The organism is Gillisia mitskevichiae (assembly GCF_003634585.1).
GTDB classification, from domain to species: domain Bacteria; phylum Bacteroidota; class Bacteroidia; order Flavobacteriales; family Flavobacteriaceae; genus Gillisia; species Gillisia mitskevichiae.
This window is the reverse complement of record NZ_RBLG01000002.1, coordinates 812,528-838,521: the sequence shown is the minus strand read 5'-3', so window position 1 is coordinate 838,521 and position 25,994 is coordinate 812,528. Positions and strand designations below refer to the sequence as shown.

Sequence of the window (25,994 nt, the reverse complement as noted above, 5' to 3'; positions counted from 1 at the left end):
ATTTAGCTTTTTTGAGGTGTACTTTTAATTAAAATTAATTATTAACCTTAAATATTTTAATTATGTCTTTAGTAAAATTTAAAAACAATGGTTTCCCTTGGTTGGACAGTGATATTTTTTTTGACAACGATTTTTTCTCTTCATCCAGAAACCTTCCAGCAATGAATGTGAAAGATCATTCTAAAAGCATTGAAATTGAAATGGCCGTTCCAGGATTTTCTAAAAAGGAAATGCACGTATCTTTAGAGAATGGTATTCTTCATGTTTCTGCAGAAAAGAATAAAGAAGAAAAGATAGAAGATGAAGATTTTACTCGAAAAGAATTCGAGTATAGCTCCTTCGACAGGAAACTACAAATCCCACCTACCGTAGATCAAAATAAGGAGGTTATAGCTAGTTATAAAGATGGAATTTTAAAACTTAAACTAACTAAAAAGAATTCGGCTATAGAGAATCCAAAAAAGGTCATTAAAATCGCATAATTCTATCTGGAAAACGCAGTGCGAATATTTATATCCCCCCATTTTAAAATAATCAAAATGGAAAATAATATATAAAAAATGAAATATAAAGAATGGCGTAATCCGAGTAGCCTACACAATGAAACACTAAGATGTATCTCGGATCTTGAATTTGTTAGAGATGAAATCCAATTTCTAAGCGATCTTATTAAAGAGTTTACTCTAGAACTTATTTCCAGCAAACACTTAGAAGAGAGCAAAAGCATTGTAAGTGATCTAAGCACTTATGAAAAAACTTTGGAGTCTCTCTTAAAGGATACTGAAAATCATAAAAATAATCTTCAAACTTTACTGGACGATATAGATATTCCGGATGAAGAGGATGAATACCAAGTTGAACACAATAAAATTATGTCTGAAGCTATTGCTTTCAATCTTAAGGTTAGAAAGTTAAAAGCCAAGATTTTTGATCTTATTAAGGAGATCATGAAAGTTGGTAAGCAAAAAAGGTTATTGAAATAATGGAGTCTTGTATATATGAAAACAAGCTTAATTTTTAAGAATATAAGATACATATATTGCTTTCTTTTGCTAGGTTGCTCTTCGAGTAATTTGGTTGAGGAATACACTAATCCCGTTGCACAAAACTTAGAAATAAAGAAAGTACTAATAATTGGAATGACGCCTAATAACGATATTCGGCGAATTTTTGAAACAAAGGTAGCAGATGAATTTTCTAAACGAAATGTAATCGCAGTAGAAAGTATAGACTTTTTTGAAAGTTCATTTACAGAAAAGCAAAAAACGGAGGAACAACTTAATAAAATTCGAGAACAATTATTGGATGCCAATTTTGATGCGGTTTTATTGGCTAAAGTTACAGGTCAAGAAGAAAAAGTTACGGTTGGAAAAGCCTACCAGAATTTCTCTAGGAATCTGGATTCATTTACAGATTATTATTATCACAATCAAGAAATTTATGGAAGTACAGAATCGGAAAGTTATGTGCTTTACCATACAGAAACCTCGCTTTATTGTTTATGTCCTCCAACCGAAAGGCGAATACTTTGGAAAGCTTCAATAGATCTGGTGGATACAGAACGAATAAATAAGAATATTAATAATTATTTAAAAGTTGTTTTTAGAAGTTTAAAGGATAACCAAGTCATCTTAAAATAATTTTTTAACATGGATACTGGATTCAATAATTATATTAAATAAGACTTTTTAATAATTCTATAGGTGCTATTTATGGAGGATTAAAAGTGGAACACTAGTGGCATAACTCATTTTCGTTCTTTCTGAACCAAAGATAAATCGTTCCAAGAAATTTTCTTCTTCATCAAGGAACATTGCATGAAGATCTATATTTAAAAATTGTGTCACTGTACTAATAGCCATCGCGGCAGGGATTCTATTAACAATAGAGAACTTATAATTAATATCCTTTAATAGCCTTTTAACTCTAGCATCATCTTTTTTGTGGGTAGAGGTAATAGGATTGTTATTAAGTTCTATTACACTTACTTCGGGTTGATACCTTTTAATTATTTCCTTTAATATTTTAATTCCAGCGCTACTAAAATCTTCGCTTCTAAAAGTCGAAAAAAGAACATTTTCAATTTGTGAGAATTTATAGTCTTCTGGAATAACCAGTAGTGGACATTTTATATTTCTTATTACCCGAATAGTGTTACTTCCAAATAAAATTTCTCTTGCGTTTGTGGCGCCGTTTGTGCCCATTATAATTAGATCTACTTTATGTGCAGCTAAAGTCTCATTAATAGCATTCACAAGATTATCATAATCAAAAATGGGTTTCAAGCTATAGTTTTCATGTGCAAATTGTAATTTATAGGTTCTTATTAAATCCATCAATTGCTTTTTATTATCACTAGCTATAGCTTCATAAACCGAAGCCTCAGGTGCAGCTGTAACCAAATCTGCAGTTAGAAAATCTGAGGATTTTTGAACATTCAAAATGTAGAAATTACAACTAGTTCCTTTAAAAAATTCAAGAGCATAGTCTATAGCATTCAAGGAATTTTCTGAGAAATCTGTAGGTAATAGAATATTTTTCATCGTATTGGATTATAAAAATAAAATTAACAGGAATGTTGTGGTAAAAGAATGATAAAAATCATGTTCTACTTAGAAAGTACATGAATAAGAATTATTAGTAAAAAAGAGTTCTATGTTTCCAGATAACTCTAAAAATCAAGGAAGTTGAATTTAGGGATGTATTCTTAGCTAAAAGTGAGAAATGTCATTTTAATGTTCCTATGCTGCAGTTAACTTTATGATAATAAAACAAGTACATTATGAGAACCACACTAATTACTTTCGGATTAATTATTTTAAGCGGTCTTGGTTTTGCTCAAGACATAAAAGATTTAGATTTCATATCTCCATTTAAAGATGGTCTCGCGGCTGTACAAAGAGATGGAAATTGGGGTTTTGTAGATGAGTCTGGAACCTTAGTAATAAATTTCAGAAATGATGTTGCAATATTGCCAGGAGAAGATAAAGATAAATCTAAATATCCCTATTTTAAAGAGGATAGATGCTTGATTCAGAAAATTGAAAAGGGCATTCCCTTTTATGGTTTTATAGATAAGTCAGGAAAAATAGTAATAGAACCTGTTTATATTAATGCTACAAATTTTAAAGATGGAATGGCAGTAGTAAGTGAGCTTACTAAAGAGAGTCTTGGAACCAATGACCTCTTAGATAAAAGGGTTGTAAACTACAGTTTTACTGAAATTGCTATAGATAAATCTGGTAAGCTATTATATTTTCTTACCGATCCTCAGCATGTAACCTTAGACAAAAAATATTTACGAAAACTTCCCAAGATCAAATCTACAGTACTAAGTGAAAGCTTAATCGCTATCCCAAGTAAAACCACAAAAAACTGGACGATTATGAAGCTACAAAAATAAACTATAGACTACTATGGTTTTTGCAGTTTCGTTCTAATTCAGCATCGCGATTTAAAAATATTTCTACTAATATTTATGCTTTCAATACATTTTTAAAATAATGGGAAATGCTTATACCCTTTCTATTGAAACACTTTTAAAACAATTGGAAGTAGATCCATTAATTGGATTAAGCGAGCAAGAAGTTAATAAAAGAGCGAAGAAATATGGTTTCAATATTTTAGAAGTTAAGAAAGCTAAAAGTTGGGCTCTCATACTTTTAAACCAATTTTTAAATCCTATAATTTATATTCTGGTTGCAGCTACGATTTTAGCTTTTTCGTTTCAGGAATGGCTAGAAGGAATAGCTGTTATAATAGTGATCTTGTTAAATTCAGGAATTGGATTTGCAATGGAGCTAAAAGCAACTCGCATGATAGAGTCTTTGCAAAACAGTGCTCAGTTGTTATCTACTGTACTAAGAGAAGGTAAGATTGTAAGTATTACAGCTGCGAGCTTGGTTCCCGGAGATGTATTAATTCTCTCCCCCGGAACTATAATTGGCGCAGATGCTCGTATTATTCATCAGGAAGGGATTGCCGTTACAGAGTCTGCGCTTACTGGGGAAAGTAATCAGGTTGCTAAGTCTAAGAAAGCATTAAACCTCGATACGCCAGTATACAAGAGAAGTAATATGCTGTATAAAGGCACTATAGTAAATAAAGGGAATGCCAAGGCAATTGTAACCGCAACCGGAGCTCATACCGAGTTAGGTTCTATCAATAAACTAGTACAAGAAGCTGTTAAGGAGGATACCCCATTAGGTAAACGATTAAATAGCTTAAGTCACTGGCTTATTATACTTACAATATTCTTGACCCTGGTTATAATTGTAATTGGCTATTTAGAAGGTAGAGAATGGGAAATATTAATTAAAACGAGCATAGCACTCGCCGTTGCTGCTATACCTGAAGGTTTACCAATAGTTGCTACTATTACTCTTGCTCATGGGATGGTTAAATTATCTAAACAAAAAGTGATCATAAAACGTTTAGAAGCTGTACAAACACTCGGAGAGATCACAATGATGTGTACAGACAAAACTGGAACACTTACTCTTAATGAAATGAAAGTGTCGCAAGTAAAATTGCAGGATGAGGTGATCATGGCATCTTCCTTAAATCTCAATGAAAATGGAGAAGCTTATAAAAACTCAGAACCATCTTTTCTGAAATTTATTGAAGTAAGTATTCTTTGCAATAATGCATTCATTCAAAAAGAAAATTCTAATGGAGACTCATTAGAGATTGCCTTATTAGCTTTTGCTGAAGAATTAGGACATAACATCCAAGATGTAAAGCTAAAATACCCGGAAGTCAATGAAATTCCTTTTGATGAAAACACTAAATTCATGGCGACTTTAAATAAGTATGGAGATTCCTTCCAGATTTGTGTCAAAGGAGCATTAGAAACTTTGTTAACTAAATGCAGTTATAGACTAGACGAAAATGGGAATAAAATTGAGCTGGATAGAAATAGATGGCTTCAATCTTCAGAAGAAATTGCAAGTCAAGGATTACGAGTTTTAGGTTTTGCATATAAGGAAACCGAAGAAGCTATTTTAGAAGGGCAACTTCATGATCTCATTTTTATTGGAATAGTTGGATTTCTGGATCCTCCAAGAGTAGATGTGGGGCAGGCTATAGAGATTTATAGAAAAGCTGGTATAAAAGTAGTCATGATCACAGGAGATCATTTGGCAACTGCTCAAAAGATTGCAGAAGAGATTAATCTATTAGTGCCAGGTGAGGATAATGAAAAGAAGGTTATTCACGGCAGCATGATAAAGGACTTAAAAAATGCAGATTCCGCTTTTAAAAGCATGCTATTACACGCAAATGTTTTTGCACGAATAATTCCAGAGCAGAAACTACAACTAGTAGAATTCTTTCAGAAAAACAATCAAGTGGTAGGAATGATGGGCGATGGTATTAACGATACTCCAGCGCTTCGAAAAGCAGATATAGGGATCGCTATGGGAATTCGAGGCACAGATGCCGCAAAAGATGTTGCAGATGTTATTTTATTGGACGATAAATTTGCTTCAACAGAATTAACGATAAGACAGGGAAGAACAATATTTAGAAATATTAGGCAATTTGTTGTATATCTTTTATCCTGTAATCTTGCAGAAATACTTTCTGTAGTGATTGCTTCCATAATAAATATTCCATTACCGCTCTTACCTTTACAGATCCTTTTTCTCAATTTGGTAACAGATACTTTTCCGGCATTAGCTCTTGGAATGGGAAAAGGCAAAAAAGTGATTATGGAGCGACCTCCCCGGGATCCTAAAGAACAAATTATCACTCCCTTACTCTGGCGCTCAATAATTGTATACGGGCTGTGTGTAACCTTTATTGTTACTGGTGTGACCTTATATACTCACTTCATATTAAAACTTCCAAGTAGCGTAGTAAATAATATTTCTTTTTATACGCTGGTGTGGGTACAGTTACTACACGTATTTAATATTCCGTCCCGTATACATTCTTTTTTCAATAATGAAGTGATGCATAATAAATGGGTGTGGGGAGCTATTTTACTATCATTATTCCTAGTATTTATAGCCTATTTGATCCCTGTTATTCGCACAGCATTATCTCTTTTACCATTAACTATTGGCCAATATCTAATTGTATTTTTTGCGGGGCTGGCCGCTATCGTATTAATTCAAATACTTAAGAGAATAGGAATTACAGAATAAATTTGAATCTTCAAAAAAAATAATTAATGATGAGTCAATTAAAAATAGTAACAGTAGAGGAGGCGGTATCTATAGTAAAATCTAACGATCGCGTATTTTTTCAAGGAGCTGCGATGACTCCAAATCTTTTGATAGATGCACTAAGTGAGAGGTATTTGGAATTGAATAATGTGCAAATAATTCAAATACATACTCATGGAATAGCAAAATATACTCATTACCCATATTGCGAATCCTTTAGATTGAATAGTTGTTTTGTTGGTGAAAATGTGAGAGCAGGAGTAGATACAAATACAGGAGATTATATTCCGATATTTCTTAGTGAAATACATTGGCTTTTCAGAAGAAATATATTTCCTCTGGATGTTGCATTTATTCAAGTTTCACCTCCAGATGTACATGGTTATTGCTCTTTAGGAGTTTCGGTAGATATCACATTGCCAGCGGTACAGAATGCTAAGACTGTAATTGCGTTAATAAATCCTCAGGTACCAAGGACCCATGGAGACGGGATCATACATGTAAGTCATATTAATTATATGGTTGAAGTAAATACCCCAATTCATATATCCAAATTAGAAAAGCCCACCATAATTGAAACTACAATTGGAAGGCATGTTGCGGAATTAGTAGAAGATGGTGCGACTTTGCAAATGGGTATAGGAAATATACCCAATGCTGTGCTTAATAATCTTAACAATCATAGAAGGCTAGGTATTCATACCGAAATGTTTAGTGATGGTATTTTGCCTTTAGTAGAACAAGGAGTTATAACTGGGGAAGAAAAAGAAATTAAGAGAGGGAAGATCGTGGCTTGTTTTGCAATGGGAACTCAAAAACTGTATGATTTTATAGATGATAATCCCATAGTACATTTTAAAGAAGCTAGTTATACCAATGACACAGCGATAATTAGACAGAACCCTAAAGTTACGGCAATTAACAGCGCTATAGAAATTGATCTTACAGGTCAAGTTTGTGCAGATTCTATTGGGCCCTATCAATATTCTGGCGTAGGTGGGCAAATGGATTTTATTCGAGGAGCTTCACTTTCTAAAAATGGCAAACCAATTATAGCCATGCCATCTATCACGACTAAGGGAATTTCAAAAATAACTCCTTTTCTCAAGCAAGGTGCGAGTGTTACCACTACAAGAGCTCATGTCCATTATGTAGTTACAGAGTATGGCGTTGTAAATTTATTTGGAAAAAGTTTGGAAGCGCGAGCTAAAGCTTTAATCGCTATTGCTCATCCAGAGCATCGGGAATCCTTGGAAAGATCTGCGAAAGAAAGATTTAATATTTAAACAGATATTAATAGAATTGGCCTTCGCTATTTTTATTATACTACTCCTAAACTACTCTTAGAAACAGTAAGTTCTTGAATTTCTTGAAGGATCGCCTCTCCTTTATTGAGGTTGTACCAGACTTGAAGCTCTGTTTTTAATTGATCGTCTATTTGTCCGAATTCTTGAATATAGTTATTTACAACTTTAGTCGCTGCTTTAGAGCGTGGACCCCAATGATTAATTAGTTGCAAGTTTTTATCTAGAATAATTAGCTTTGGGATAGAACGTGAACCATTCGTTAAATAAGCATCCATAAGTTCTGGATTCTCATCTCGCAAGACAATTTTTAGATCTATATTTTCTGCAATCTCAGCGAATTTATTTAAAAACGGAAGACTTTGGGCAGCATCTCCACACCAAGGTTCTGTAATTACAAGCCAGGTTTGCTCTTCATTTAAATCTTTAAAATGCCTGCTTTGTTCTTCTGAAAGCTTCGCAGTTTTATTTAAACGTTTTGTTCTGCTCCAATTAAGTTTAGTATAATTTATTTTCTCAGGGCTTGGTTCCCCAGTTGTTTTTCCTTCAGCAACTAATTGTTTAAAAAGGATCATATATTCTTCATGATCCATTGCTTTTTCTAAACTTTTCGATATTAATTCTTTCATCATCTTTTTATTTTACAACTTATAATTATTTTTCTAAGTTACCAGCAGTGATTTCTTAGAGAATAGGGAAGGAGGAATTCAGGAAATGTGCACCTAATTATTCATCCTTCTTTTTGTCACTATTAATCATATTAATTACAAGAACAACCAGAGCTACACAAACAATCCCAAAAACAATAATTAGCGCAGTTCCCATACCCCAGTTAACTAAGGGAATAATAGTTTGTAGAATCATAATTTAATTTTTTAAAGGTTAATTAATTGTATTTGGTTGACATTCATAATTGGCCCCTACGTTCTTAGTCATCACTTTCGGTGAAACATAAGGTATTCCAAGTCCAAGGCCTCTAAGAATAAATAGTATGGCTATAATGCTTAAGAACACGGGTATAGATCTTCTTACATGTTGACGAAGCTTACCAGATAGAAAATTTCCAACCCATATGGCTGTTGTCATTAATGGAATAGTACCCAAACCAAACAGCAGCATATAAAGGCTTCCTTGAATTGCGCTACCACCAGCTATTGCGCCAAATACAGCCATATAAACCAAGCCGCAAGGCAAAAACCCATTTAAAAATCCTACTGTGAAAAACGTGTCTGGATTTTTCTTTTTAAGTTCTTTCCCTAGGCTATTTTTAACTTTACCTATCAATTTATAAAGAGGTTTCGAGAAATTATATTTATTAAAGATCTTAGTTGGTAGAAATATAACAACCAACATAAGCACTCCAATAAATATTGAAAGCTGCTGTTGCATTCCAAAAAGGGAAAGACTTTTTCCAACTAGCCCAAATGCAAGACCAATAATACTATATGCGAACAGCCTCCCAGAGTGATAGAGAAAGATTTGAAAGAGTTTACGTAAATTATTTTCTCTATCCACTGGCAATAAAAATGCAATAGGACCGCACATGCCTACGCAATGCAAACTTCCTAATAGACCAAATATGAAGGCAGATAAAAGCATGTTTTAGTAATTGATCTCTTTTTTGAATAAATATTCGACATTTTCATAAGTCCAGTTAACCATGATATTCCAACGCCCACTTATCATTTTTTCCTTCGGAATTGTAATCTCATGTGAATCTAAATTTGATAAGGGAATCTCAAAATCTAAGATCTTATTAGAAGGTCGATATAAATGAATAGCACCTTCAATTTCCTCTAGATTAAATGCTTTTGGAAGTATCACTTTCCAGCTTCCATTTTCATTTAAAATGTAAACATTTTTTTTAAGGGCCAATGCATTTTCTTCGGCATCTATATCTTCTTGATAGTGTAACTCTGCTTTATAATAATCTTCTACAACCAAATCTTGATCGTAATCTTTGTTTGTTAGCATGGTCACTACAAAATACATGATGAAGCTTATAAAGGCAAGCAACACCAGTACCATCCCTGTTCCCCAATTTATTTTCATAATCCTTATTTTTTATAAATTTTCAAAAGTCCTCTTTGAGGATTATTACTAACTACAAACCACAAATTCCTAACTCCTCATTACTTACACCTCAGATCTAAAATCTATCTATAACTTCTTGGACCCAGAAAATTAGTTTTAGTGGTTTCAATTAATACATCTCCACTATACACCTCTATCTTTATTTTATCCTTTTCATTCTTAAGTGCACTTTGGTCTATCTCTATAAATAAAGTGCCTTCTGCCATCCCTCTTGCAGGAACTATAAAATCACTTTTCACCGTTTCGATACTTCCTTTATGAGAAACCAGTTCAAAATGTATTTTATCAAAAGCTTTAGAGGTTTTGTTAAGCAACTTATAGGTGTAAACATTGCTAATTATGTTTCCTTCTTTGTGTTCATATAATTGTCCTGGTAACCTAAAAATATTGGCTTCTATATCGCTTCTTAAAAACAACATTCCCGTTAATAAGGAAACGAGTATGAAAAGAACTGCAGTGTAACCTTTAAGGCGAGGAGTAAATTTAAATTTTGTCTTTTTTTCTATATTTTCCTCACTTGCAAAACGTATTAATCCTTTAGGTAAGTCTACAGCGAGCATCATATCATCGCAAACATCTATGCATGCGGTACAATTCACACATTCCAACTGGGTTCCGTTTCTAATATCTATTCCTGTAGGACATACATTTACACACTGAAAGCAGTCTATACAATCCCCTTTCCCGCTGATTTCTCTATCTTCGCTTTTCTTGAATTTTGCACGCCCTTCTTCTTTTTCTCCACGTTTATGATCGTATGCAACAACAATAGATTTAGTGTCTAATAGCACCCCTTGTAACCTACCATAGGGACAAGCGATAATACATACCTGTTCTCTAAACCAAGCAAAAACAAAATAGAATACACCAGTAAAGATCACCAAGGATATAAGGGTGCTAAGATGTGCTTCTGGACCGTCAAGTATATATAGAACTAAGCGATCGCTACCAATTATATAGGCTAGAAATACATTGGCTATTAAAAAAGAGATTATAATAAAAACGGTCCATTTTAGACCTTTTTTTCTGATCTTCTCTGCATTCCATTCTTGTTTATCTAACCTAATTTGTTTCCCACGATCCCCTTCAATCCAATATTCTATCCTACGGAAAACCATTTCCATAAATATGGTCTGGGGACAGATCCATCCGCAGAAAATTCTTCCAAATGCTACTGTAAATAAGGCGATAAATATCACTCCTATCAACATGATGATCACGAACAGGTAGAAATCTTGTGGCCAGAATGGGAAACCAAATATATTAAAGCGTCGTTCTAGTACATTAAACATTAAAAACTGGTTCCCATTTATCTTAATAAAGGGTGCAGCCATAAGAAAGACAAGCAATAAATAGCTTACCACTTTCCGGTATTCATAAAGAGGGCCTGAGGGTTTCTTAGGATACACCCATGAACGTTTCCCTTCTTTAGTTAAAGTTCCAATGCTATCCCTAAATCTTTCGTGCTCCTGCTTTTCCAAACTAGTATTCTTAAATTAATTCCCTCTTTGAGGGCTTGATTGTATGAGGTTAACCTCAAGATTTTTGAAGTATTTTTTCTCCCGATTATTATTGAGACATACTGGTGGACATGCCTCGAGCTTTACAATTTATTAATGCTATTAGCCTTTTAGTTTTAAGGAACTTCTATACGATTCTATTTTGTCTCAATTTCTCCTGCCTCAATAGCAGCTTCATATAATTCTCCCTCAGGTTCCTTGGGATCTGTAGGAGTAGTACCGTTTAAACTTAAAACGTAGCTAGAAACTTGAGCAATTTCCTCAGGTTTTAAATCAGATTTCCAAGAGATCATCCCTTTACCTGGACGACCACCTTCAGTAATTGTATTGAATACATTTTTTATTCCTCCTCCTAAAATCCAGTATTGATCTGTTAGGTTAGGGCCAATTCCTCCTCCACCATCTGCTTTATGACAAGCAATACAATTGGATAAAAAAATTGATTTCCCTGTAGCAAGATCAACTTCTTCAGTTAATAATTCTACAGTATTTATAGTAAGTAAGCCTTTAGCATTTTTCTTATATTCTGCTATTTCTCGTTCCGCATCTGCCACCTCAATTAGATATTCTTCTTTTTGGGTAGTTCCTCCAAAGACATGATATTTGAACATATAAATAAAGGCAAAAATGATACTGGCATAAAATCCATAAAGCCACCATGGCGGAAGGTTATTATCCAATTCCCTGATGCCATCATAATCGTGATCAAGTATTATTTCACTTTCATTTTCTACTGGTTTCTTATCTAATAACTTTTTATAGGCTTTTCGCCACCATTCCAGTTTCGCCTCTTTTTTAGATTGTTCTAAAAGATCAAATTGTTCTCTAGCTTCTGGTTTTAAACTTTTATACAACACACTGTAGAGTGCGCCTACAGATATTTCTATAGCAATAGCAGAAAGGAGGACCACTCCTAATATCAACCAAAGAAAAGGATAGGCTTCAAACGCATTTTTATCGCTATTTTCAATGCTGATCTCTGCCAAAATTATTGCTAATGCCACAAGGCCAACTACTCGTAATATGGAATATACTTGTTTCATTATATGATGGGTTTTTGGTCTGAAGTATTCTTATTGTCAGCTTCAATTTCCAATGGGAGATTACTCACCTTATTTATATATTCTTTTTTTGCGGTCATTACCCACCAAAATAGAACTACAAAAAAGATGAAGAATATCAGTAAAGAAATAAGAGGATAGATCCCTACACCATCTATACTTTCCAAATGGCCTTTTACGAATTTAAACATTGCCTTATATTTTTAATTAGTAGATAATTCCTGTAAATCTTTCGCTTTTATATCGGTGCCTAAACGTTGTAGGTATGCGATAAGAGCAACAATTTCTCGATTGCGCATTTCGGTAAATTCCAGTTCATTTTCTGCAGCATACTTTTTATCTGCCTCGTAGGTAGAAGCAAAATCTGGATCGGAATAGAGGTTCTTTTCTATTTTTGTTCCTTGCTTCAGCATCCATTCTCCTGCACTGGCTACTTCTTCATCTGTATAAGGCACACCAAGCGTTTGCATAGCTCTCATTTTAGTTTTGGTGTCGCTCTTATCTAACTTATCTTTAATTATCCATTGATATGATGGCATAATAGAACCTGCCGAGGTACTTTGTGGATCGTACATATGATTTAGATGCCAGTTGTCTGAGTATTTCTGGCCAATTCTATGTAAATCTGGTCCGGTACGTTTACTTCCCCATAAGAAAGGAAAATCGTAACGGTATTCTCCAGCTTTAGAATATTCTCCGTAACGTTCTACTTCGCTTCTAAAAGGCCTAACCATTTGTGAATGACAACTAACACAGCCTTCCCTAATATAAATATCGCGACCTTCCAGTTCTAATGGAGTATAAGGTTTTACGCTAGAGATCACCGGTACATAATCATCTACCAATAAGGAAGGGATAATTTGAGCTGCCCCTCCAATAAGAATTGCAATAGTGGCGAAAATGGTTAGTTTCACCGGTCTTCTTTCTAACCAACTGTGATAAGCTTCACCTTTTGTCCGCTTACTGGTTACGCGAGTAAGAGCTGCAGCTTCTGCTAATTCATCTTCTACAGCACTACCTTGTCTTGCTGTTTTAATAATGTTATAAAGCATTACGATAGCTCCCACGATGTAAAGGCTACCTCCAATGGCACGCATCCAGTACATCGGAATGATTTCTGTAACTGTTTCTAAAAAGTTACCATAAGTTAATGTACCATCAGGATTAAATTGTTTCCACATTGAAGCTTGAACGAATCCAGCGACGTACATTGGTAAGGCATACATTATTATACCCAAAGTTCCAATCCAGAAATGCACATTGGCTAATTTTACAGACCATAATTGAGTTTTAAATAACCTTGGCACCATCCAATATAACATTCCAAAGGTTAAAAATCCATTCCAGGCTAATGCGCCAACATGAACATGTGCTATAATCCAATCGCTAAAATGAGCAATTGCATTTACATTTTTAAGCGAAAGCATTGGTCCTTCAAAAGTTGCCATCCCATAACCGGTAATTGCAACCACCATAAATTTTAAAACCGGATCTACTCGTACTTTATCCCAAGCTCCTCGTAAGGTTAACAATCCATTGATCATCCCTCCCCAAGAAGGAAAAAGTAACATTATTGAAAAGGCAACCCCAAGGTTTTGAGCCCAGTCTGGTAAAGATGTATATAGTAAGTGATGTGGTCCTGCCCATATATAAATGAAGATAAGCGACCAAAAATGGATGATCGAAAGCCTATAGGAATAAACAGGCCTATTCGCAGCTTTTGGCACGAAATAATACATCAATCCAAGGAAAGGAGTAGTAAGGAAGAAAGCTACTGCATTATGCCCATACCACCATTGTACTAGCGCATCTTGAACTCCAGAATACACAGAATAACTTTTGAAAGCACTAACAGGGATCTCAATATTATTAATTATATGAAGTACGGCTACAGTTACAAATGTTGCGAGGTAAAACCAAATAGCTACATATAAGTGTCGTTGTCGCCTTTTAATCATGGTTCCAATAAGGTTAGCTCCAAATGCAACCCAGACAAGGGTTATAGCAATATCTATAGGCCATTCCAATTCGGCATATTCCTTAGAAGAAGTGAAACCCATTGGAAGTGTGATCGCAGCTGCAATAATTATGGCTTGCCAACCCCAGAAGTTAAAATTACTTAGGGCATCGCTCCACATCCTTGCTTTTAATAATCGCTGACTAGAATAATAGACTCCTGCAAAAATGGCATTTCCTACAAATGCAAATATCACCGCATTAGTGTGTAAAGGCCTTAAACGTCCAAAACTCAACCAAGGAATACCATCTGTAATGTTTGGAAATAAGAACATAGTGGCTAGTAATAAACCTACGCTCATACCTATTAATCCCCAGAACATGGTGGCGATAATAAACTTCTTTACGATCTTATTATCGTAATAAAACTGCTGTAATTCCATAGTTAGTTGGATTTCTCTTTTGGGTCGGATGAATTTTTAGCTTGGTTAGTTTTAACTAGTTCGTCATCAAAAAGCATGCGAACAGAGGGGGTATAGACATCGTCGTACTGCCCTTTTTTTACCGAAATAATAAACGCAGCGAAGAAAATTATAGCAACTACAACGCTTATACCTAACAACATGTAAATAATATTCATAGTTCTTTAAATCTTGGCGTAAAAGTATTTGTGAAGAGCAGTATAAAAAATGATGAAAATCAGGTTTTGAGATATAACTCTAAAAATTTTAAAAGCATTATACCTCCAAATACAGCCCTATCACAGCTATTTCTTGTCTCATTTGTTGCAACTTCCTCAACTTATAATTAATCCCATTTTTATATTTTGCGATCGTATTATTAATTATTTTTTCTAAATAGGAAACTGCTGCAGAAAGTTGATTTGTTAGTGTCTTAAAATGCATTCCGGCTTCTTTCTCCAATTCAACTTTCACCATGTATATCTCAGTTTTAAGTCTATTGACAAATACTTCTAAAATTTCTATAACAGCTTGAGATTTGTTTTTAGGCTCGTCTATTTGTAAATCCCGATATAAGAAATTCACAATTTCTATTGCTGAAAAATCCTTTTCCACGAATTGCTTATAAGTGTAGTTATGATGCTTCATTTTTATAATTTTTAAATTATGGATAATTTTCTGCTGAATAAATGAGTGGCAACACTTGTAAAAACTACAATACTTATACTGCTTAAAGGCATTAATATAGCTGCAACCACTGGCCTTAGATGCCCTGTAACGGCAAAGGAAAGACCAATTATATTGTAGGATAGTGAAAGCAAAAAGGCCCATTTAATGATCTTGATCCCATTTTGAGACAGCTCTATATATGCTCCCAATTTTCTAAATACTGAAGCATCCAAAATGCCATCGCAAGCAGGGGAGAAGACATTAATATCCTCTGAAATAACAATTCCAACATCGCTTTGTGCTAATGCTCCGGCATCATTAAGGCCATCGCCAACCATCATTACCGTCTTGCCGCTTTGTTGCAGTTTTTTGATAAATTCAAGTTTATGCCCTGGTTGCTGATTGAAAAGCATCTTGGTCTCTCTTGGTAGCATCAGCTCTAAATTCTTACGCTCTCCATCATTATCTCCTGAAAGTATGATGAGGTCTTTTTTAGCTCTTAGCTCTTCGAATAATTTAGAAACCCCTTCTCGATAGGCATTGCTAAAAGTGAAACAACCTTTGTAAATATTGTTACTACTAATATGTACTGAAGTTTTTTCAGGTTTTTTCACCATAGCTGAAGAAGTGAAAGTAGATTTCGTTTTCACAAAATCTGCAGATCCTATTTTAAAACTAGTATTCATATAAGTGGATGCTATACCTTTTCCAGTGTGTTCCAGAAATTCATCGGGGGTAACAATATTGTTCTTTTTAAGAAGCTGGTATAGGGAACGACTTAATGGATGGTTGGAAGCCCGGAGACTACCGCTTAATATTTCTTCTTCAGAATTTGTAAGTTCTATACCCTCATAGGAAATGCTGTTTTTTTTGTTGGTAGTTATAGTTCCAGTCTTATCGAAGACGATCGTATCTATTTTCGCTATTTGCTCTATTACCGATGCTTCTTTCAAGTAAAATTTCTCTCTGCCAAAAATGCGGAGAAGGTTTCCCAGAGTAAAGGGTGCGGCTAGTGCAATTGCACATGGACAGGCAATAATAAGTACTGCAGTAAAAACATTCAGGGCTTTAGAAGGATCGTAAATAAGCCAAAATAATCCAGAAAGTATTGCAATACTTAAAACGGCAATTGTAAATCGTTTGCTTATTTTATTAGTAAGACTTTGAAAGCTACTCTGCTTATTTTTACTAAATACCTCATTACTCCAAAGCTGTGTGAGATAACTTTGCTGCACAGGTTTAAGCGCTTCAATTTCTATAAGACCACCCTGTTGTCTACCTCCTGCAAAAAGTTTATCTCCGCTTTTTTTCATTACAGGATCTGCTTCTCCTGTTACAAAACTATAATCTATAGAAGCCTTGCCTTTTATAAGGATAGCATCCATAGGGAGTAACTCTTCATTTCTTATAAGTATTCGGTCCCCTTTTTTAATTTTATAAACCTGTATTTGCTCTTCTACTGAATTTTTTAAACGAGTGACTGCAATGGGGAAATAGGATTTATAATCTCGATCGAAAGAAAGGAAAGAATAGGTTTTCTGTTGAAAATATCTTCCGAGAAGTAAAAAGAAAACCAATCCACTAAGGCTATCGAAAAACCCTGTACCCAAATTCAGAATGATTTCAGCAGAACTTCTAGTAAATAATACAGCGATCCCTAAGGCAATGGGAACATCTATGTTCAATATTTTGGCGCGTATTCCTTTATATGCTGAAATAAAATAATCTGAACCTGAATAAAATACTACCGGAAGTGAGAAACCAAACATAAGCCAGCGGAACAGACCTTTAAATTGGTCTAACCAAAATTCCTGTACTTCAAAATATTCAGGAAAAGACAAAAACATAATATTACCAAATGCAAAACCTGCAATGCCGAGTTTGTAAATAAGGCTTCGATCTACTTCTGCAATCTTCTTATTGTAATTCTCCAAGGAGATAGAAGGTTCGTAGCCAATTCTATTTAATAATATTACTAATTCTTTTAAGGATAGCTCCTCACAATTATAACTTATACGAATGGACCTTTTTGGAAAATCTACCTGTGAACTTTTAATCGCCTTATTTAATTTATTGAGGTTTTCTAGGATCCAAATACAAGAACTACAATGTATGCTAGGGATCACCAAGGAAATGATCTGGGTATTTAAATCATTAAATTCTAATAACTTCTCTACGATATCTGCATTATCCAAATAGTCGTATTTCCCTTCTTGATCTTTTGGACTGTTACCAGGAGCTCTTTCTAGATCGTAATAATAGCTAAGATCATTATCGTTTAAAATATCATAGACCGTTTTACAGCCCGAACAACAAAATGACTTTTCATCATATTGTATGATCTCATCTATACAGTTTTCTCCACAATGATAACAAGTCACCATATTCTCTATAAGTTAGGAACGCGAATTTTAAAGATTTTTAGACTTTAAAAAATGACAGCAGTCATGTTATGTTGCATAACTATAGCAAATGGGCTTCTTACCAAATCACCTAAATACTGACATCCATCATTATTTAGAAAGCACTTCCTCTCCAACTTTGTATCAAATAAATAAACCAAAAGAAATGAAAACTCCAACATTAAAATTATCGATGCTTCTAATAGTGTTCCTCATATCTACAGTGAGTGTTAGCGCGCAGAATTATAGATTAGATAACAATAAATCTAAAATTATAGTAGAAGGTACTTCCAACATCCATGACTGGGAAATAGAGGTAGAGCAAATGTCTGGTGGTATTCAAGCTGTTTTTGAAGATGGGAAATTAGTGAAATTGGAAAATCTTAAAATCACGATCCCGGCTACTTCATTAAAAAGCGGTAAAAGTGGAATGGATAAGAATACCTATAAAGCACTGGACACCGATAAACATCCAAATATCGTTTATCAGTTGGAAAAAGTAGATAAGATAGATCACGGCACAGATAAATGTTTTATTACTACCCAAGGAAAGTTAAATATTTCAGGGACTAGCAGAACGGTAAGTATTGTATTTGAAGCTAAAGTCTCTGGGAACTCCATAGTACTTGAAGGAAAAAACGAACTTAAAATGACCAATTATAATGTAGATCCTCCAACTGCTATGTTTGGTACAATTACTACTGGGGACACCGTAATCGTAAAATTTCAAACTGTTTTTAATAAATAAATCAATCTTAAAAATCAATAAAATGAAAAACTCTATTAAATATTTCGTATTACTGCTTCTAGCTGTCTTCGGTTTACAAATGCAGGCTCAAGAAAAAAGCTTTTTTAAAAGTTCTCTTTTTGATCGTGACTTTGACAACTATAGAAATCCGGACCAAAGAGGCTTAAATGATTTTGAACCTATAAAGGATACGCTTACTAGTTTTGATGGTATTAATGTAAGAGTTGGTGGTGCATTTGCACTTCAGTTTCAAGATATAGATCAAGAAAATTCTGGAAACGAAGCGACTCCCGTTTTACAAGATGTAGGTGGTAACTTTAACCTTGCTACTGCAAATCTAGATTTTGATGTGATGTTATATGATGGAGTGCAACTACATCTAAGAACTTATCTTTCTTCACAGCACCATACCGAAACCTATGTTAAAGGTGGATACCTTCAAATAGACAAGTTGGACTTTATTAGCGAAGGTTTTGCTAAAGGCCTAATGGACCATATGAGAATTAAAATTGGACATATGGAAAACAACTATGGTGATGCTCACTTCAGAAGATCTGATAATGCTATGGCCCTTTATAACCCATTTGTAGGTAACTATTTAATGGATAGTTTTACCACAGAAGTTGGTGCAGAGGTTTACTATTTTAATAATGGATTTTTAGCAATGGTGGGTGCGACCAATGGTAAATTAAATCAGGCTGTTACAAACCCGGAAACTACCAGTCCATCTTTATTAGCTAAAGTTGGGTATGATGATTATGTAACTGAAGATCTAAGATTTAGACTAACAGGATCTGTTTATCACACTGCTCAAACAGCCAGCGCATATTTATACAGTGGTGACCGTGCAGGATCACGTTACTACAATTTAATGACGACTGCAGAAGGTGCCGGTGATGGCTTTAGATCTGCTCGAGTAAATCCAGGTCTAAGAAACGAATTAACTTCTATAATGATTAACCCTTTCTTAAAATATGGTGGATTAGAATTCTTCGGAATCTACGAAAGAGCTTCTGGAAAAAATGCTAATGAAACAGATGAAAGAGTTTGGAATCAATATGCGGGAGAACTTCTATATAGATTTGGAACAGATGAAAAGCTATATGTTGGTGGAAGATACAATTATGTAGATGGGGAGTTGGCTAGTGGTGAAGATGTTAGCATAGACAGATTTAATGTAGGTGCTGGTTGGTTTATGACCAGAAACATCTTGGCAAAAGTAGAATATGTAACACAAAATTATTATGACTATCCAGTAACCGATATCCATAATGATGGACAATTTAATGGATTTGTTTTTGAAGCTGTAATTAGCTTCTAAGGAATATTTAAAGATTTTCGGGTAGACTTTTAGGTTTTCAAACTTAAATAGCTTTGCCCGAAATTTTTTCTAAAAATCTCAAATTTCTGAATTATGAAACGTACTCTCTTATGCTTCGGTTTTTTACTTTCTGTGATGTTGTTAGAGGCTCAGGAAGATTTTGGAACAAAGAAAATTATAATTCTCCCAGAGAGTGATCTAATAATAGTAGGAAGTACTAATGTAAATAAGTTTGATTGTGATTTTAAGATAGATCTTATTAGTAAACCCATGATCGTTAAGTTTACGCAACGAGAAGAACATCTCATTTTCAACGATCTTAAACTTCAACTAGAAATAACAGGTTTCGATTGTGGTAATAAAAGGATGAATTCAGATTTTCAGAATTTACTTCTTGGAGAAGAACACCCCGAAATTATAATAGAATTAGACCGAATAGAGTCCATTTCCTCCGAATATATCAAGGCCAATATTACAGTTAATTTAGCAGGGATAACCAAGGCGTATCATTTGCCAGTTATAATAAAAGAAGATCATTTTATAGGTAAATTTAAAATGAATATTCGCGATTTTGGGCTGGAACCACCAACTAAGGCACTGGGTCTTATAGAGGTTGATGAGGAGATAGAGGTACAGTTCGACTTGAAGGTGTCACGTTAAGAAAAATTTCTCCGATATTTTCTGAATTTCAATTTTAAAATAAAAAATCAATGAAAAGTTTAAATATAGTATCAGCCCAGGAAGCTGTAAAGGAAGTGAAATCTAATCAACGGGTTTTTGTACAAGGCGCAGCAATGACACCAAATGTATTGATTGATACTCTTTGTGAAAGATATAACGAATTACAGAATATCGAGGTCTTACATATGCATACGGAGGGTGAAGCTCTATATACTAAAGCGCCATATAACAATACTTTTAAAACCAACTCTTGTTTTGTGGGTAGCAATGTAAGGGGAGCCGTGAATTCACATTTCGGATCTTATATTCCTATTTTTTTAAGTGAGATTCATTTGCTTTTTAAAAGAAATATTTTACCATTAGATGTAGCATTTATACAGGTTTCTCCACCAGATACTCATGGATATTGTTCGTTAGGAGTTTCAGTAGATATAACATTAGCTGCCATTCAAACTGCAAAAAAAGTGATCGCGCAAGTAAATCGATATGTGCCAAGAACTCACGGGGATGGTATTATCCATATAAACCAGATAGATATTGCCATAGAACTTGATCAACCTATACATACGTCCCAGTTCTTAACAGCATCTAATATAGAGTTGAAAATTGGTAAATATGTGGCAGATTTAGTAGAAGATGGCGCTACATTACAAATGGGAATTGGCGCAATACCTAATGTTGTTCTAAACAATCTTACTAATCATAAAAGACTAGGTATTCATACTGAAATGTTTTCTGATGGTATTCTTCCTTTAATTGAAAACGGTGTTATTACCGGAGAAGAAAAGATTATTAAACAGGGTAAATTGGTTACTTGTTTTGCTGTAGGATCTCAAAAGCTTTATGATTTTATAGATGATAATCCTATAGTTCATTTTAAAGAAGCTTCTTATACAAATGACACTGCTATTATAAGAAGAAATCCCAAAGTAACAGCGATCAATTCGGCGATAGAAATAGATCTAACCGGGCAAGTATGTGCAGATACTATTGGGAAATATCAATTTTCTGGAGTTGGTGGCCAAATGGATTTTATAAGAGGTGCTTCCCTGTCTGAAGGTGGAAAAGCCATTATTGCCATGCCATCTATTACCAATAAAGGATTCAGTAAAATTGTGCCTTACTTAAAAGAAGGAGCAGGAGTTACAACCACAAGAGCCCATGTACATTATATTGTTACAGAATATGGCGTAGTAGATCTCTTCGGAAAAAATTTAAAACAACGAGCTAAGGCCTTGGTAAGCATAGCTCATCCAGACTTTAGGGAAGAACTAGAACAAACTTCATTTGAAGCATTAAAATATTAAGAGTTAGCCGCTTTAGATTTAATAAAAAGCTGAATTTTCTATAACAGGAAAATTCAGCTTTTTTATTTCAGACTTAACTGATGTACGTCATATTTTAAAAACGCTCTAGAATTTAAATTTACATATAATTTAAAAGCTATAATCATGACAATTTATCAAAGACAATTATCAGAATTTAAAAAGGATTATTTTGCAGGGGCAACAACGGGCATTCTTGTATCTAGTTGTTTAGGTTCTATAGCAGCAATGCTTATTTTAATGAATGGACATAATGTTGTAGACATGATACAGTTAGGTTTAATCGTAGTAGCTTGTATGTGGTACAATGCATCTGTCCTGGCTCAATTAAAACCTAAGTTCGTTTTTAATTCCTTAATAATAAGTATCCTAGCAAGCAGTACGTTCATCCTAATAAATATATTATAACAGATGAAAGAGGATCTAAAGAACCGTTCAGATGTAAATAAACTAGTTTTAAGTTTTTATAACAAAGTCCGAAAAAATGAAGAAATAGGTTATTTTTTTGAAAACAGTATTCAAGACTGGGATGCGCATTTGGAAAAGCTAACCGATTTTTGGGAAACTAACTTATTTTTTACCGGTGGTTTTCATGGAAATCCCGCAATGGCTCATGCTAAGGTTGATAGAGAAAATAATAATAGTATCACAGAATATCATTTTGGGATCTGGATGAACCTTTGGTTTCAAACTATAGATGAGCTTTTTGAAGGTGAAATGGCTCAGCGGCTTAAGGATAATGCCAGGAAAATGTCTACACACTTATTTTTAAGGATCTACCAGAGCAGGTCTGCTCAAAAACCTCAATCCTGAGACTAATTTGCCTTTTTAAATTGAACTATATAATTGAAAGATGGTTTTCAATTATTCATGCAGGATCATAATAGGTAATTTATTACTTATTTTGGTACATAAGCCGTAACGGCTATTTAATAGCTTATCTGAAATACTCAGGTTCTTCCCAAGAATAACAATAACATCATATTTTTCCTGAATATCATGCAAAAAATCTGTGTTGAAAAATGTGTCTTTATTTAAAGAAGTGAAGTTCATATTTTCTTTAGCATCACTTTCCCATAATTCTTGGATCATTTTTCTATTTAAAGAATTATTGTCGTTCTCATTAACATTCATCACCGTTAGACTCTCACTTTTCACATAATTTGGATCTCTTAATATTTGAAATGATTTTCTTTCTGATAGTACAGAGTAATCTATTGGCAAGATCATACGTTTAGGAGTAACAAACTTCGCCTTATCTGGCACAGCTATAATATTACACTTAACTTTTTGAATTATCTCGTACGCATGATTTCCAAGTAGAGGATGCTTTCTTTCTTGTTGACTAGCTGCACCAATAAAGATCAAATCTATTTTATTCTCATCTACGCAACCTCTAACCGCCGTAATTAAATTATCTAGGGAAAGGCTAAGATGAAATTTATGTTTAGAATTGGTATTATAAGTTTTCAAACTCTCCATACCAGTATGCATCTTTTCAGATATCAACTGCATTTTCTCGCCCAATTTTTCACTGGACGCCCCATTCAATTTTATATCCTGAATATTAAGTAGAAAAATTGTAGATGGGGTATCTTTTAGGAAGTCTAATGCATACCTACTGGCATTTTTGGATACTTCCGAAAAATCTGTCAGAATTAAGACATTCATTGGTGCTAGTTCTAATTATTATATTCAAAATTAGAATAAGCCTTCCCTTTTAAAAATGATGAAAATCAGTTACTGCACTATTAAATAAAGAGACGATTAATCTATATTTCTTAAAGCTTGAGAATTGAGTAATTTAATATTTCTACCTTCGATCTCTATTAAACCTTCCTTCTTAAATTCAGACAATGTTCTTATTAAACTTTCTGCTGCCATACCAGCAACGCTAGCTAGATCTGAACGGGATATCCGAATAGATTGTAGAGGATGTTTTTCAATTTTTTCAGCAAAAAGCAAGATGGTATTCGCTGTTTTTTTTCTAACAGAACCATAAGCCATATTCATTAATTGTTTTTTAAGCCCTGCTAGATTATTATTTAAGATCTCCACTAGTTTGATGCTAATATGTGGATTTTGGAGCAAAATCTCATAAAAATCTTCCCTTGAGATGGAGTAAAGCTCTGTATCTTCCATTGCCGTAGCATACTCAGAATTTGAAGCATGAGGATCTTCACTTGCATTTCCGAAGAAATCGTCGGTCTTATATAAATAGGTTATAAGTTCCTTTCCTTTATCATCATTATGGTGTGTTTTTACAACTCCACGCTTTACGAGATAGAAAAAATTAGAGTGTTTTCCTTGCTCGTATATAAATTCTCCTTTTTTAAAATATAAGATAGGATAAGATCCAAATTGCTCACGAAGCTCAGATAGATTTTTTAGTTTGCCATTCTCTACCGCTGGAACTTGATCCTTTGGGATAGAGTTTAAAATTGCAACTTTCGCTAGCCTGCTCTCTATTGCACTTAATAGATCTACTTCTTCAAATGGTTTGGTAAGATAATCATCGGCTCCCAGATCCATTCCCCGGCGAATGTCCTTATGTTCTGTTTTAGCTGAAAGGAAAATAAAAGGAATATTGGCCGTTTTAATATTCCCACTAAGTTCTTGAAGCACTCCATACCCATCCATTTCTGGCATCATGATATCACATATAATAATGTCGGGTATTTCTGATTGCGCCTTTACACAACCCTTACGGCCATCATTGGCAGTAATAACTTCATACTCTGAAAGTTCCAATAGTTCTGCTGTGTTTTCACGAACAGTTACATCATCTTCTATCAGTAATATTTTTTTCATCTAGTTGCTTTTTTCGGGGGTTAAAATTGGAACTTCTATTTTAAACTGTGTTCCTTTATGTTCTTCACTTAAAAAACTTATTTGTCCGCCCATATTTTCTAAATGGGTTTTAGAGATATTTAAACCAATACCGGTTCCTTGATCTAGCAATGCATTTTCGGCTCGAAAATATCTCTCAAATATATGTTTTTGATCTTTTTTGGGAATTCCTCTTCCCTTATCCTTAATTTTAAACAATATCTTGTCTTCCGTTAACAGCACTTCAAGTTTAATGCTGGTGTTTTCTGGAGAGTATTTAATGGCATTCCCTAAAATATTGGATAGTATTAACTCAAGTATTTTTTCATCCTGATAGATGATTATATCTTCTATGTCTTTTGGATAATTTATTTCTTGTCCATCTTTTAAAGTAACGTTTGCATTGTAGATCACTTCATTAATTAAACGCTTTAAACTGAAATCGGCATATTTATACTGGCCTTTCCCGCTGTCTAATCGTTCTATAGATAAGAAATCGTTAAGAATATTATTAAGATAATGTACTTTATTTCTAATAGTTCCTAGATGTTTCTCCCGCTTATCTTGTTGCTCATTTTCTGTATACTTTTCGGTGAGCGTTGCCGAGGTAAGTATCCCACTTAAAGGAGTTTTAAATTCATGAGAAACTAAGGAGAGAAATTTTGTTTTTAACTCATTAAGTTCTACTTCTTTTTGCAAGGCATCTTTAATTTTTTCTTCAGCAGCTTTCCTCTTAGAGACTTCAGCTTGAAGATTATTATTTAGTTCCTTTAATTTATTAATGCTTTCACTTAGCTCCCCAGTTCTCGTTTTAATTTTCTCTTCAAGATGTGAGTTGAGTTCATTTATCTGGAGTTCGGTTTCCATACGTACGCTAATATCTATAATTAGCGACATAACATATTCTTGCCCGTCCTTTTTAAATGGGTTTAGGCCTGCTTCCACAGGAAATAAAGAACCATCTTTTTTAATACCATGAAGAACTCTCCCATGGCCCATTTGCCTTTTCTCACTATTATCTATAAAATTCTCAAAATGATGATGATGATTGGAATGATATTTCTTTGGAATCAATAAATTCAATGGTTGCTGAATTAATTCTCCTGTTTTATATCCAAACATATTTTCCGCAGCCACATTTACCGCAACTATATGTTGAGTACTATCTACTACAATAATTCCTTCTGAAGCAGCCTCGAACAAGAGATTGAAAATTTCACCTTTATCCTGAAATGTATTTTGCAATTATTTAAATATTATAATTAATACTAAATGTAAAATTTTTAAGCTGAAAAATAAAAAACCAATTCTAGTAATTTTGGAAGATTACATAGAAAACTGAAAAAAAATAGAAGTGTTTTTCACTAAAATCTTTAAAACCTCTAAGCTACTTAAAAGAGATTAGTATCTATTATTTTTTAATGTCTACTTCATAATTTTATAAGGTAACTGT

The 25,994-nt window shown here is 33.9% G+C and carries 27 protein-coding genes; 12 read left to right on the top strand and 15 right to left on the bottom strand.

Annotation, left to right across the window (positions count from 1 at the left end):
- Positions 1-62 precede the first annotated feature (62 nt).
- From BC962_RS09555 to BC962_RS09545, 3 genes are all read left to right on the top strand, one after another.
- On the top strand, positions 63-482 hold the full coding sequence (locus BC962_RS09555) for an Hsp20/alpha crystallin family protein (RefSeq protein WP_121345774.1): 420 nt from the start codon (positions 63-65) through the stop codon (positions 480-482).
- A 78-nt stretch (positions 483-560) separates the two neighbouring features.
- Complete coding sequence (locus BC962_RS09550) at positions 561-983, top strand: hypothetical protein (protein WP_121345773.1); 423 nt, start codon at positions 561-563, stop codon at positions 981-983.
- A 15-nt stretch (positions 984-998) separates the two neighbouring features.
- A complete protein-coding gene (locus tag BC962_RS09545) occupies positions 999-1,640 on the top strand; it encodes a hypothetical protein (protein WP_147405643.1) in 642 nt (213 codons plus the stop codon).
- Positions 1,641-1,706: 66 nt separating this feature from the next.
- Here BC962_RS09545 and BC962_RS09540 read toward each other — a convergent pair whose 3' ends face one another.
- Complete coding sequence (locus tag BC962_RS09540) at positions 1,707-2,543, bottom strand: universal stress protein (protein ID WP_121345771.1); 837 nt, start codon at positions 2,541-2,543, stop codon at positions 1,707-1,709.
- Between the two features lie 239 nt (positions 2,544-2,782).
- On the opposite strand from BC962_RS09540, the gene BC962_RS09535 reads away from it, so the two are divergent.
- From BC962_RS09535 to BC962_RS09525, 3 genes are all read left to right on the top strand, one after another.
- On the top strand, positions 2,783-3,403 hold the full coding sequence (locus BC962_RS09535) for a WG repeat-containing protein (protein WP_121345770.1): 621 nt from the start codon (positions 2,783-2,785) through the stop codon (positions 3,401-3,403).
- 100 nt (positions 3,404-3,503) lie between these two features.
- Complete coding sequence (locus tag BC962_RS09530; RefSeq protein WP_121345769.1) at positions 3,504-6,149, top strand: cation-translocating P-type ATPase; 2,646 nt, start codon at positions 3,504-3,506, stop codon at positions 6,147-6,149.
- A gap of 26 nt (positions 6,150-6,175) precedes the next feature.
- Complete coding sequence (locus tag BC962_RS09525; protein ID WP_121345768.1) at positions 6,176-7,456, top strand: acetyl-CoA hydrolase/transferase family protein; 1,281 nt, start codon at positions 6,176-6,178, stop codon at positions 7,454-7,456.
- A 35-nt stretch (positions 7,457-7,491) separates the two neighbouring features.
- Here BC962_RS09525 and BC962_RS09520 read toward each other — a convergent pair whose 3' ends face one another.
- The 11 genes from BC962_RS09520 to BC962_RS09475 form a co-directional block, all read right to left on the bottom strand.
- Positions 7,492-8,106, bottom strand: a complete 615-nt coding sequence (locus BC962_RS09520; protein ID WP_317127953.1) for a thioredoxin family protein — start codon at positions 8,104-8,106, stop codon at positions 7,492-7,494.
- Positions 8,107-8,200: 94 nt separating this feature from the next.
- Positions 8,201-8,338 (bottom strand): hypothetical protein, encoded by a 138-nt coding sequence (locus BC962_RS16365; RefSeq protein WP_183075482.1) that lies wholly within the window; start codon positions 8,336-8,338, stop codon positions 8,201-8,203.
- Positions 8,339-8,356: 18 nt separating this feature from the next.
- Entirely contained in the window at positions 8,357-9,073 is a 717-nt protein-coding gene (locus BC962_RS09515; protein WP_121345767.1) for a sulfite exporter TauE/SafE family protein, read from the bottom strand.
- 3 nt (positions 9,074-9,076) lie between these two features.
- Positions 9,077-9,526, bottom strand: coding sequence for a FixH family protein (locus tag BC962_RS09510; protein ID WP_121345766.1), 450 nt, complete (start codon positions 9,524-9,526; stop codon positions 9,077-9,079).
- A 104-nt stretch (positions 9,527-9,630) separates the two neighbouring features.
- A complete protein-coding gene (gene ccoG, locus BC962_RS09505; protein ID WP_121345765.1) occupies positions 9,631-11,049 on the bottom strand; it encodes a cytochrome c oxidase accessory protein CcoG in 1,419 nt (472 codons plus the stop codon).
- A 176-nt stretch (positions 11,050-11,225) separates the two neighbouring features.
- The gene (locus BC962_RS09500) at positions 11,226-12,131 is read right to left on the bottom strand and encodes a cbb3-type cytochrome c oxidase N-terminal domain-containing protein (protein WP_121345764.1); all 906 of its coding nucleotides are present in this window, start codon (positions 12,129-12,131) and stop codon (positions 11,226-11,228) included.
- Positions 12,131-12,340, bottom strand: a complete 210-nt coding sequence (locus BC962_RS09495; protein ID WP_121345763.1) for a CcoQ/FixQ family Cbb3-type cytochrome c oxidase assembly chaperone — start codon at positions 12,338-12,340, stop codon at positions 12,131-12,133. Before BC962_RS09495 ends, BC962_RS09500 begins: the two co-directional genes overlap by 1 nt.
- 12 nt (positions 12,341-12,352) lie before the next feature.
- Complete coding sequence (gene ccoN / locus BC962_RS09490) at positions 12,353-14,548, bottom strand: cytochrome-c oxidase, cbb3-type subunit I (RefSeq protein ID WP_121345762.1); 2,196 nt, start codon at positions 14,546-14,548, stop codon at positions 12,353-12,355.
- A 2-nt stretch (positions 14,549-14,550) separates the two neighbouring features.
- Positions 14,551-14,745 (bottom strand): cbb3-type cytochrome oxidase assembly protein CcoS, encoded by a 195-nt coding sequence (ccoS, locus tag BC962_RS09485; protein WP_121345761.1) that lies wholly within the window; start codon positions 14,743-14,745, stop codon positions 14,551-14,553.
- A 97-nt stretch (positions 14,746-14,842) separates the two neighbouring features.
- Positions 14,843-15,214 carry a hypothetical protein gene (locus BC962_RS09480; RefSeq protein ID WP_121345760.1) on the bottom strand — a complete coding sequence of 124 codons (372 nt, stop codon included), beginning with the start codon at positions 15,212-15,214 and terminating at the stop codon, positions 14,843-14,845.
- 11 nt (positions 15,215-15,225) lie between these two features.
- Positions 15,226-17,619, bottom strand: coding sequence for a heavy metal translocating P-type ATPase (locus tag BC962_RS09475; protein ID WP_121345759.1), 2,394 nt, complete (start codon positions 17,617-17,619; stop codon positions 15,226-15,228).
- Positions 17,620-17,707: 88 nt separating this feature from the next.
- Between BC962_RS09475 and BC962_RS09470 the strand changes: the two genes are divergently transcribed.
- The 6 genes from BC962_RS09470 (at position 17,708) to BC962_RS09445 (ending at position 22,525) form a co-directional block, all read left to right on the top strand.
- On the top strand, positions 17,708-18,385 hold the full coding sequence (locus BC962_RS09470) for a YceI family protein (RefSeq protein WP_245984132.1): 678 nt from the start codon (positions 17,708-17,710) through the stop codon (positions 18,383-18,385).
- Positions 18,386-18,407: 22 nt separating this feature from the next.
- Positions 18,408-19,706, top strand: a complete 1,299-nt coding sequence (locus tag BC962_RS09465) for a hypothetical protein (protein ID WP_121345758.1) — start codon at positions 18,408-18,410, stop codon at positions 19,704-19,706.
- Between the two features lie 93 nt (positions 19,707-19,799).
- Positions 19,800-20,366 (top strand): YceI family protein, encoded by a 567-nt coding sequence (locus tag BC962_RS09460; RefSeq protein WP_121345757.1) that lies wholly within the window; start codon positions 19,800-19,802, stop codon positions 20,364-20,366.
- A gap of 50 nt (positions 20,367-20,416) precedes the next feature.
- Positions 20,417-21,694 carry an acetyl-CoA hydrolase/transferase family protein gene (locus tag BC962_RS09455; RefSeq protein ID WP_121345756.1) on the top strand — a complete coding sequence of 426 codons (1,278 nt, stop codon included), beginning with the start codon at positions 20,417-20,419 and terminating at the stop codon, positions 21,692-21,694.
- 144 nt (positions 21,695-21,838) lie between these two features.
- Complete coding sequence (locus BC962_RS09450) at positions 21,839-22,120, top strand: hypothetical protein (protein WP_121345755.1); 282 nt, start codon at positions 21,839-21,841, stop codon at positions 22,118-22,120.
- A gap of 3 nt (positions 22,121-22,123) precedes the next feature.
- Entirely contained in the window at positions 22,124-22,525 is a 402-nt protein-coding gene (locus BC962_RS09445; protein ID WP_121345754.1) for a group III truncated hemoglobin, read from the top strand.
- Between the two features lie 51 nt (positions 22,526-22,576).
- Here BC962_RS09445 and BC962_RS09440 read toward each other — a convergent pair whose 3' ends face one another.
- The 3 genes from BC962_RS09440 to BC962_RS09430 form a co-directional block, all read right to left on the bottom strand.
- Positions 22,577-23,383 (bottom strand): universal stress protein, encoded by an 807-nt coding sequence (locus BC962_RS09440; RefSeq protein WP_121345753.1) that lies wholly within the window; start codon positions 23,381-23,383, stop codon positions 22,577-22,579.
- Positions 23,384-23,479: 96 nt separating this feature from the next.
- Entirely contained in the window at positions 23,480-24,523 is a 1,044-nt protein-coding gene (locus BC962_RS09435) for a response regulator (RefSeq protein ID WP_121345752.1), read from the bottom strand.
- Positions 24,524-25,786 carry a PAS domain-containing sensor histidine kinase gene (locus BC962_RS09430; RefSeq protein ID WP_121345751.1) on the bottom strand — a complete coding sequence of 421 codons (1,263 nt, stop codon included), beginning with the start codon at positions 25,784-25,786 and terminating at the stop codon, positions 24,524-24,526.
- Between the last annotated feature and the right edge of the window lie 208 nt (positions 25,787-25,994).

Bases quoted from the DNA above. Each gene is read 5' to 3' on its own strand.
- BC962_RS09525 (WP_121345768.1), top strand. From the start codon at position 6,176: ATGATGAGTCAATTAAAAATAGTAACAGTAGAGGAGGCGGTATCTATA.
- BC962_RS09450 (WP_121345755.1), top strand. From the start codon at position 21,839: ATGACAATTTATCAAAGACAATTATCAGAATTTAAAAAGGATTATTTT.
- BC962_RS09470 (WP_245984132.1), top strand. From the start codon at position 17,708: ATGGGCTTCTTACCAAATCACCTAAATACTGACATCCATCATTATTTA.
- BC962_RS09465 (WP_121345758.1), top strand. From the start codon at position 18,408: ATGAAAAACTCTATTAAATATTTCGTATTACTGCTTCTAGCTGTCTTC.
- BC962_RS09435 (WP_121345752.1), bottom strand. From the start codon at position 24,523: ATGAAAAAAATATTACTGATAGAAGATGATGTAACTGTTCGTGAAAAC.
- BC962_RS09455 (WP_121345756.1), top strand. From the start codon at position 20,417: ATGAAAAGTTTAAATATAGTATCAGCCCAGGAAGCTGTAAAGGAAGTG.
- BC962_RS09460 (WP_121345757.1), top strand. From the start codon at position 19,800: ATGAAACGTACTCTCTTATGCTTCGGTTTTTTACTTTCTGTGATGTTG.
- BC962_RS09550 (WP_121345773.1), top strand. From the start codon at position 561: ATGAAATATAAAGAATGGCGTAATCCGAGTAGCCTACACAATGAAACA.
- BC962_RS09520 (WP_317127953.1), bottom strand. From the start codon at position 8,106: ATGATGAAAGAATTAATATCGAAAAGTTTAGAAAAAGCAATGGATCAT.
- ccoN (WP_121345762.1), bottom strand. From the start codon at position 14,548: ATGGAATTACAGCAGTTTTATTACGATAATAAGATCGTAAAGAAGTTT.
- BC962_RS09510 (WP_121345766.1), bottom strand. From the start codon at position 9,526: ATGAAAATAAATTGGGGAACAGGGATGGTACTGGTGTTGCTTGCCTTT.
- BC962_RS16365 (WP_183075482.1), bottom strand. From the start codon at position 8,338: ATGATTCTACAAACTATTATTCCCTTAGTTAACTGGGGTATGGGAACT.
- BC962_RS09440 (WP_121345753.1), bottom strand. From the start codon at position 23,383: ATGAATGTCTTAATTCTGACAGATTTTTCGGAAGTATCCAAAAATGCC.
- BC962_RS09535 (WP_121345770.1), top strand. From the start codon at position 2,783: ATGAGAACCACACTAATTACTTTCGGATTAATTATTTTAAGCGGTCTT.
- BC962_RS09495 (WP_121345763.1), bottom strand. From the start codon at position 12,340: ATGTTTAAATTCGTAAAAGGCCATTTGGAAAGTATAGATGGTGTAGGG.
- BC962_RS09500 (WP_121345764.1), bottom strand. From the start codon at position 12,131: ATGAAACAAGTATATTCCATATTACGAGTAGTTGGCCTTGTGGCATTA.
- BC962_RS09540 (WP_121345771.1), bottom strand. From the start codon at position 2,543: ATGAAAAATATTCTATTACCTACAGATTTCTCAGAAAATTCCTTGAAT.
- BC962_RS09445 (WP_121345754.1), top strand. From the start codon at position 22,124: ATGAAAGAGGATCTAAAGAACCGTTCAGATGTAAATAAACTAGTTTTA.
- BC962_RS09475 (WP_121345759.1), bottom strand. From the start codon at position 17,619: ATGGTGACTTGTTATCATTGTGGAGAAAACTGTATAGATGAGATCATA.
- ccoS (WP_121345761.1), bottom strand. From the start codon at position 14,745: ATGAATATTATTTACATGTTGTTAGGTATAAGCGTTGTAGTTGCTATA.
- BC962_RS09515 (WP_121345767.1), bottom strand. From the start codon at position 9,073: ATGCTTTTATCTGCCTTCATATTTGGTCTATTAGGAAGTTTGCATTGC.
- BC962_RS09530 (WP_121345769.1), top strand. From the start codon at position 3,504: ATGGGAAATGCTTATACCCTTTCTATTGAAACACTTTTAAAACAATTG.
- BC962_RS09545 (WP_147405643.1), top strand. From the start codon at position 999: ATGAAAACAAGCTTAATTTTTAAGAATATAAGATACATATATTGCTTT.
- BC962_RS09555 (WP_121345774.1), top strand. From the start codon at position 63: ATGTCTTTAGTAAAATTTAAAAACAATGGTTTCCCTTGGTTGGACAGT.
- BC962_RS09480 (WP_121345760.1), bottom strand. From the start codon at position 15,214: ATGAAGCATCATAACTACACTTATAAGCAATTCGTGGAAAAGGATTTT.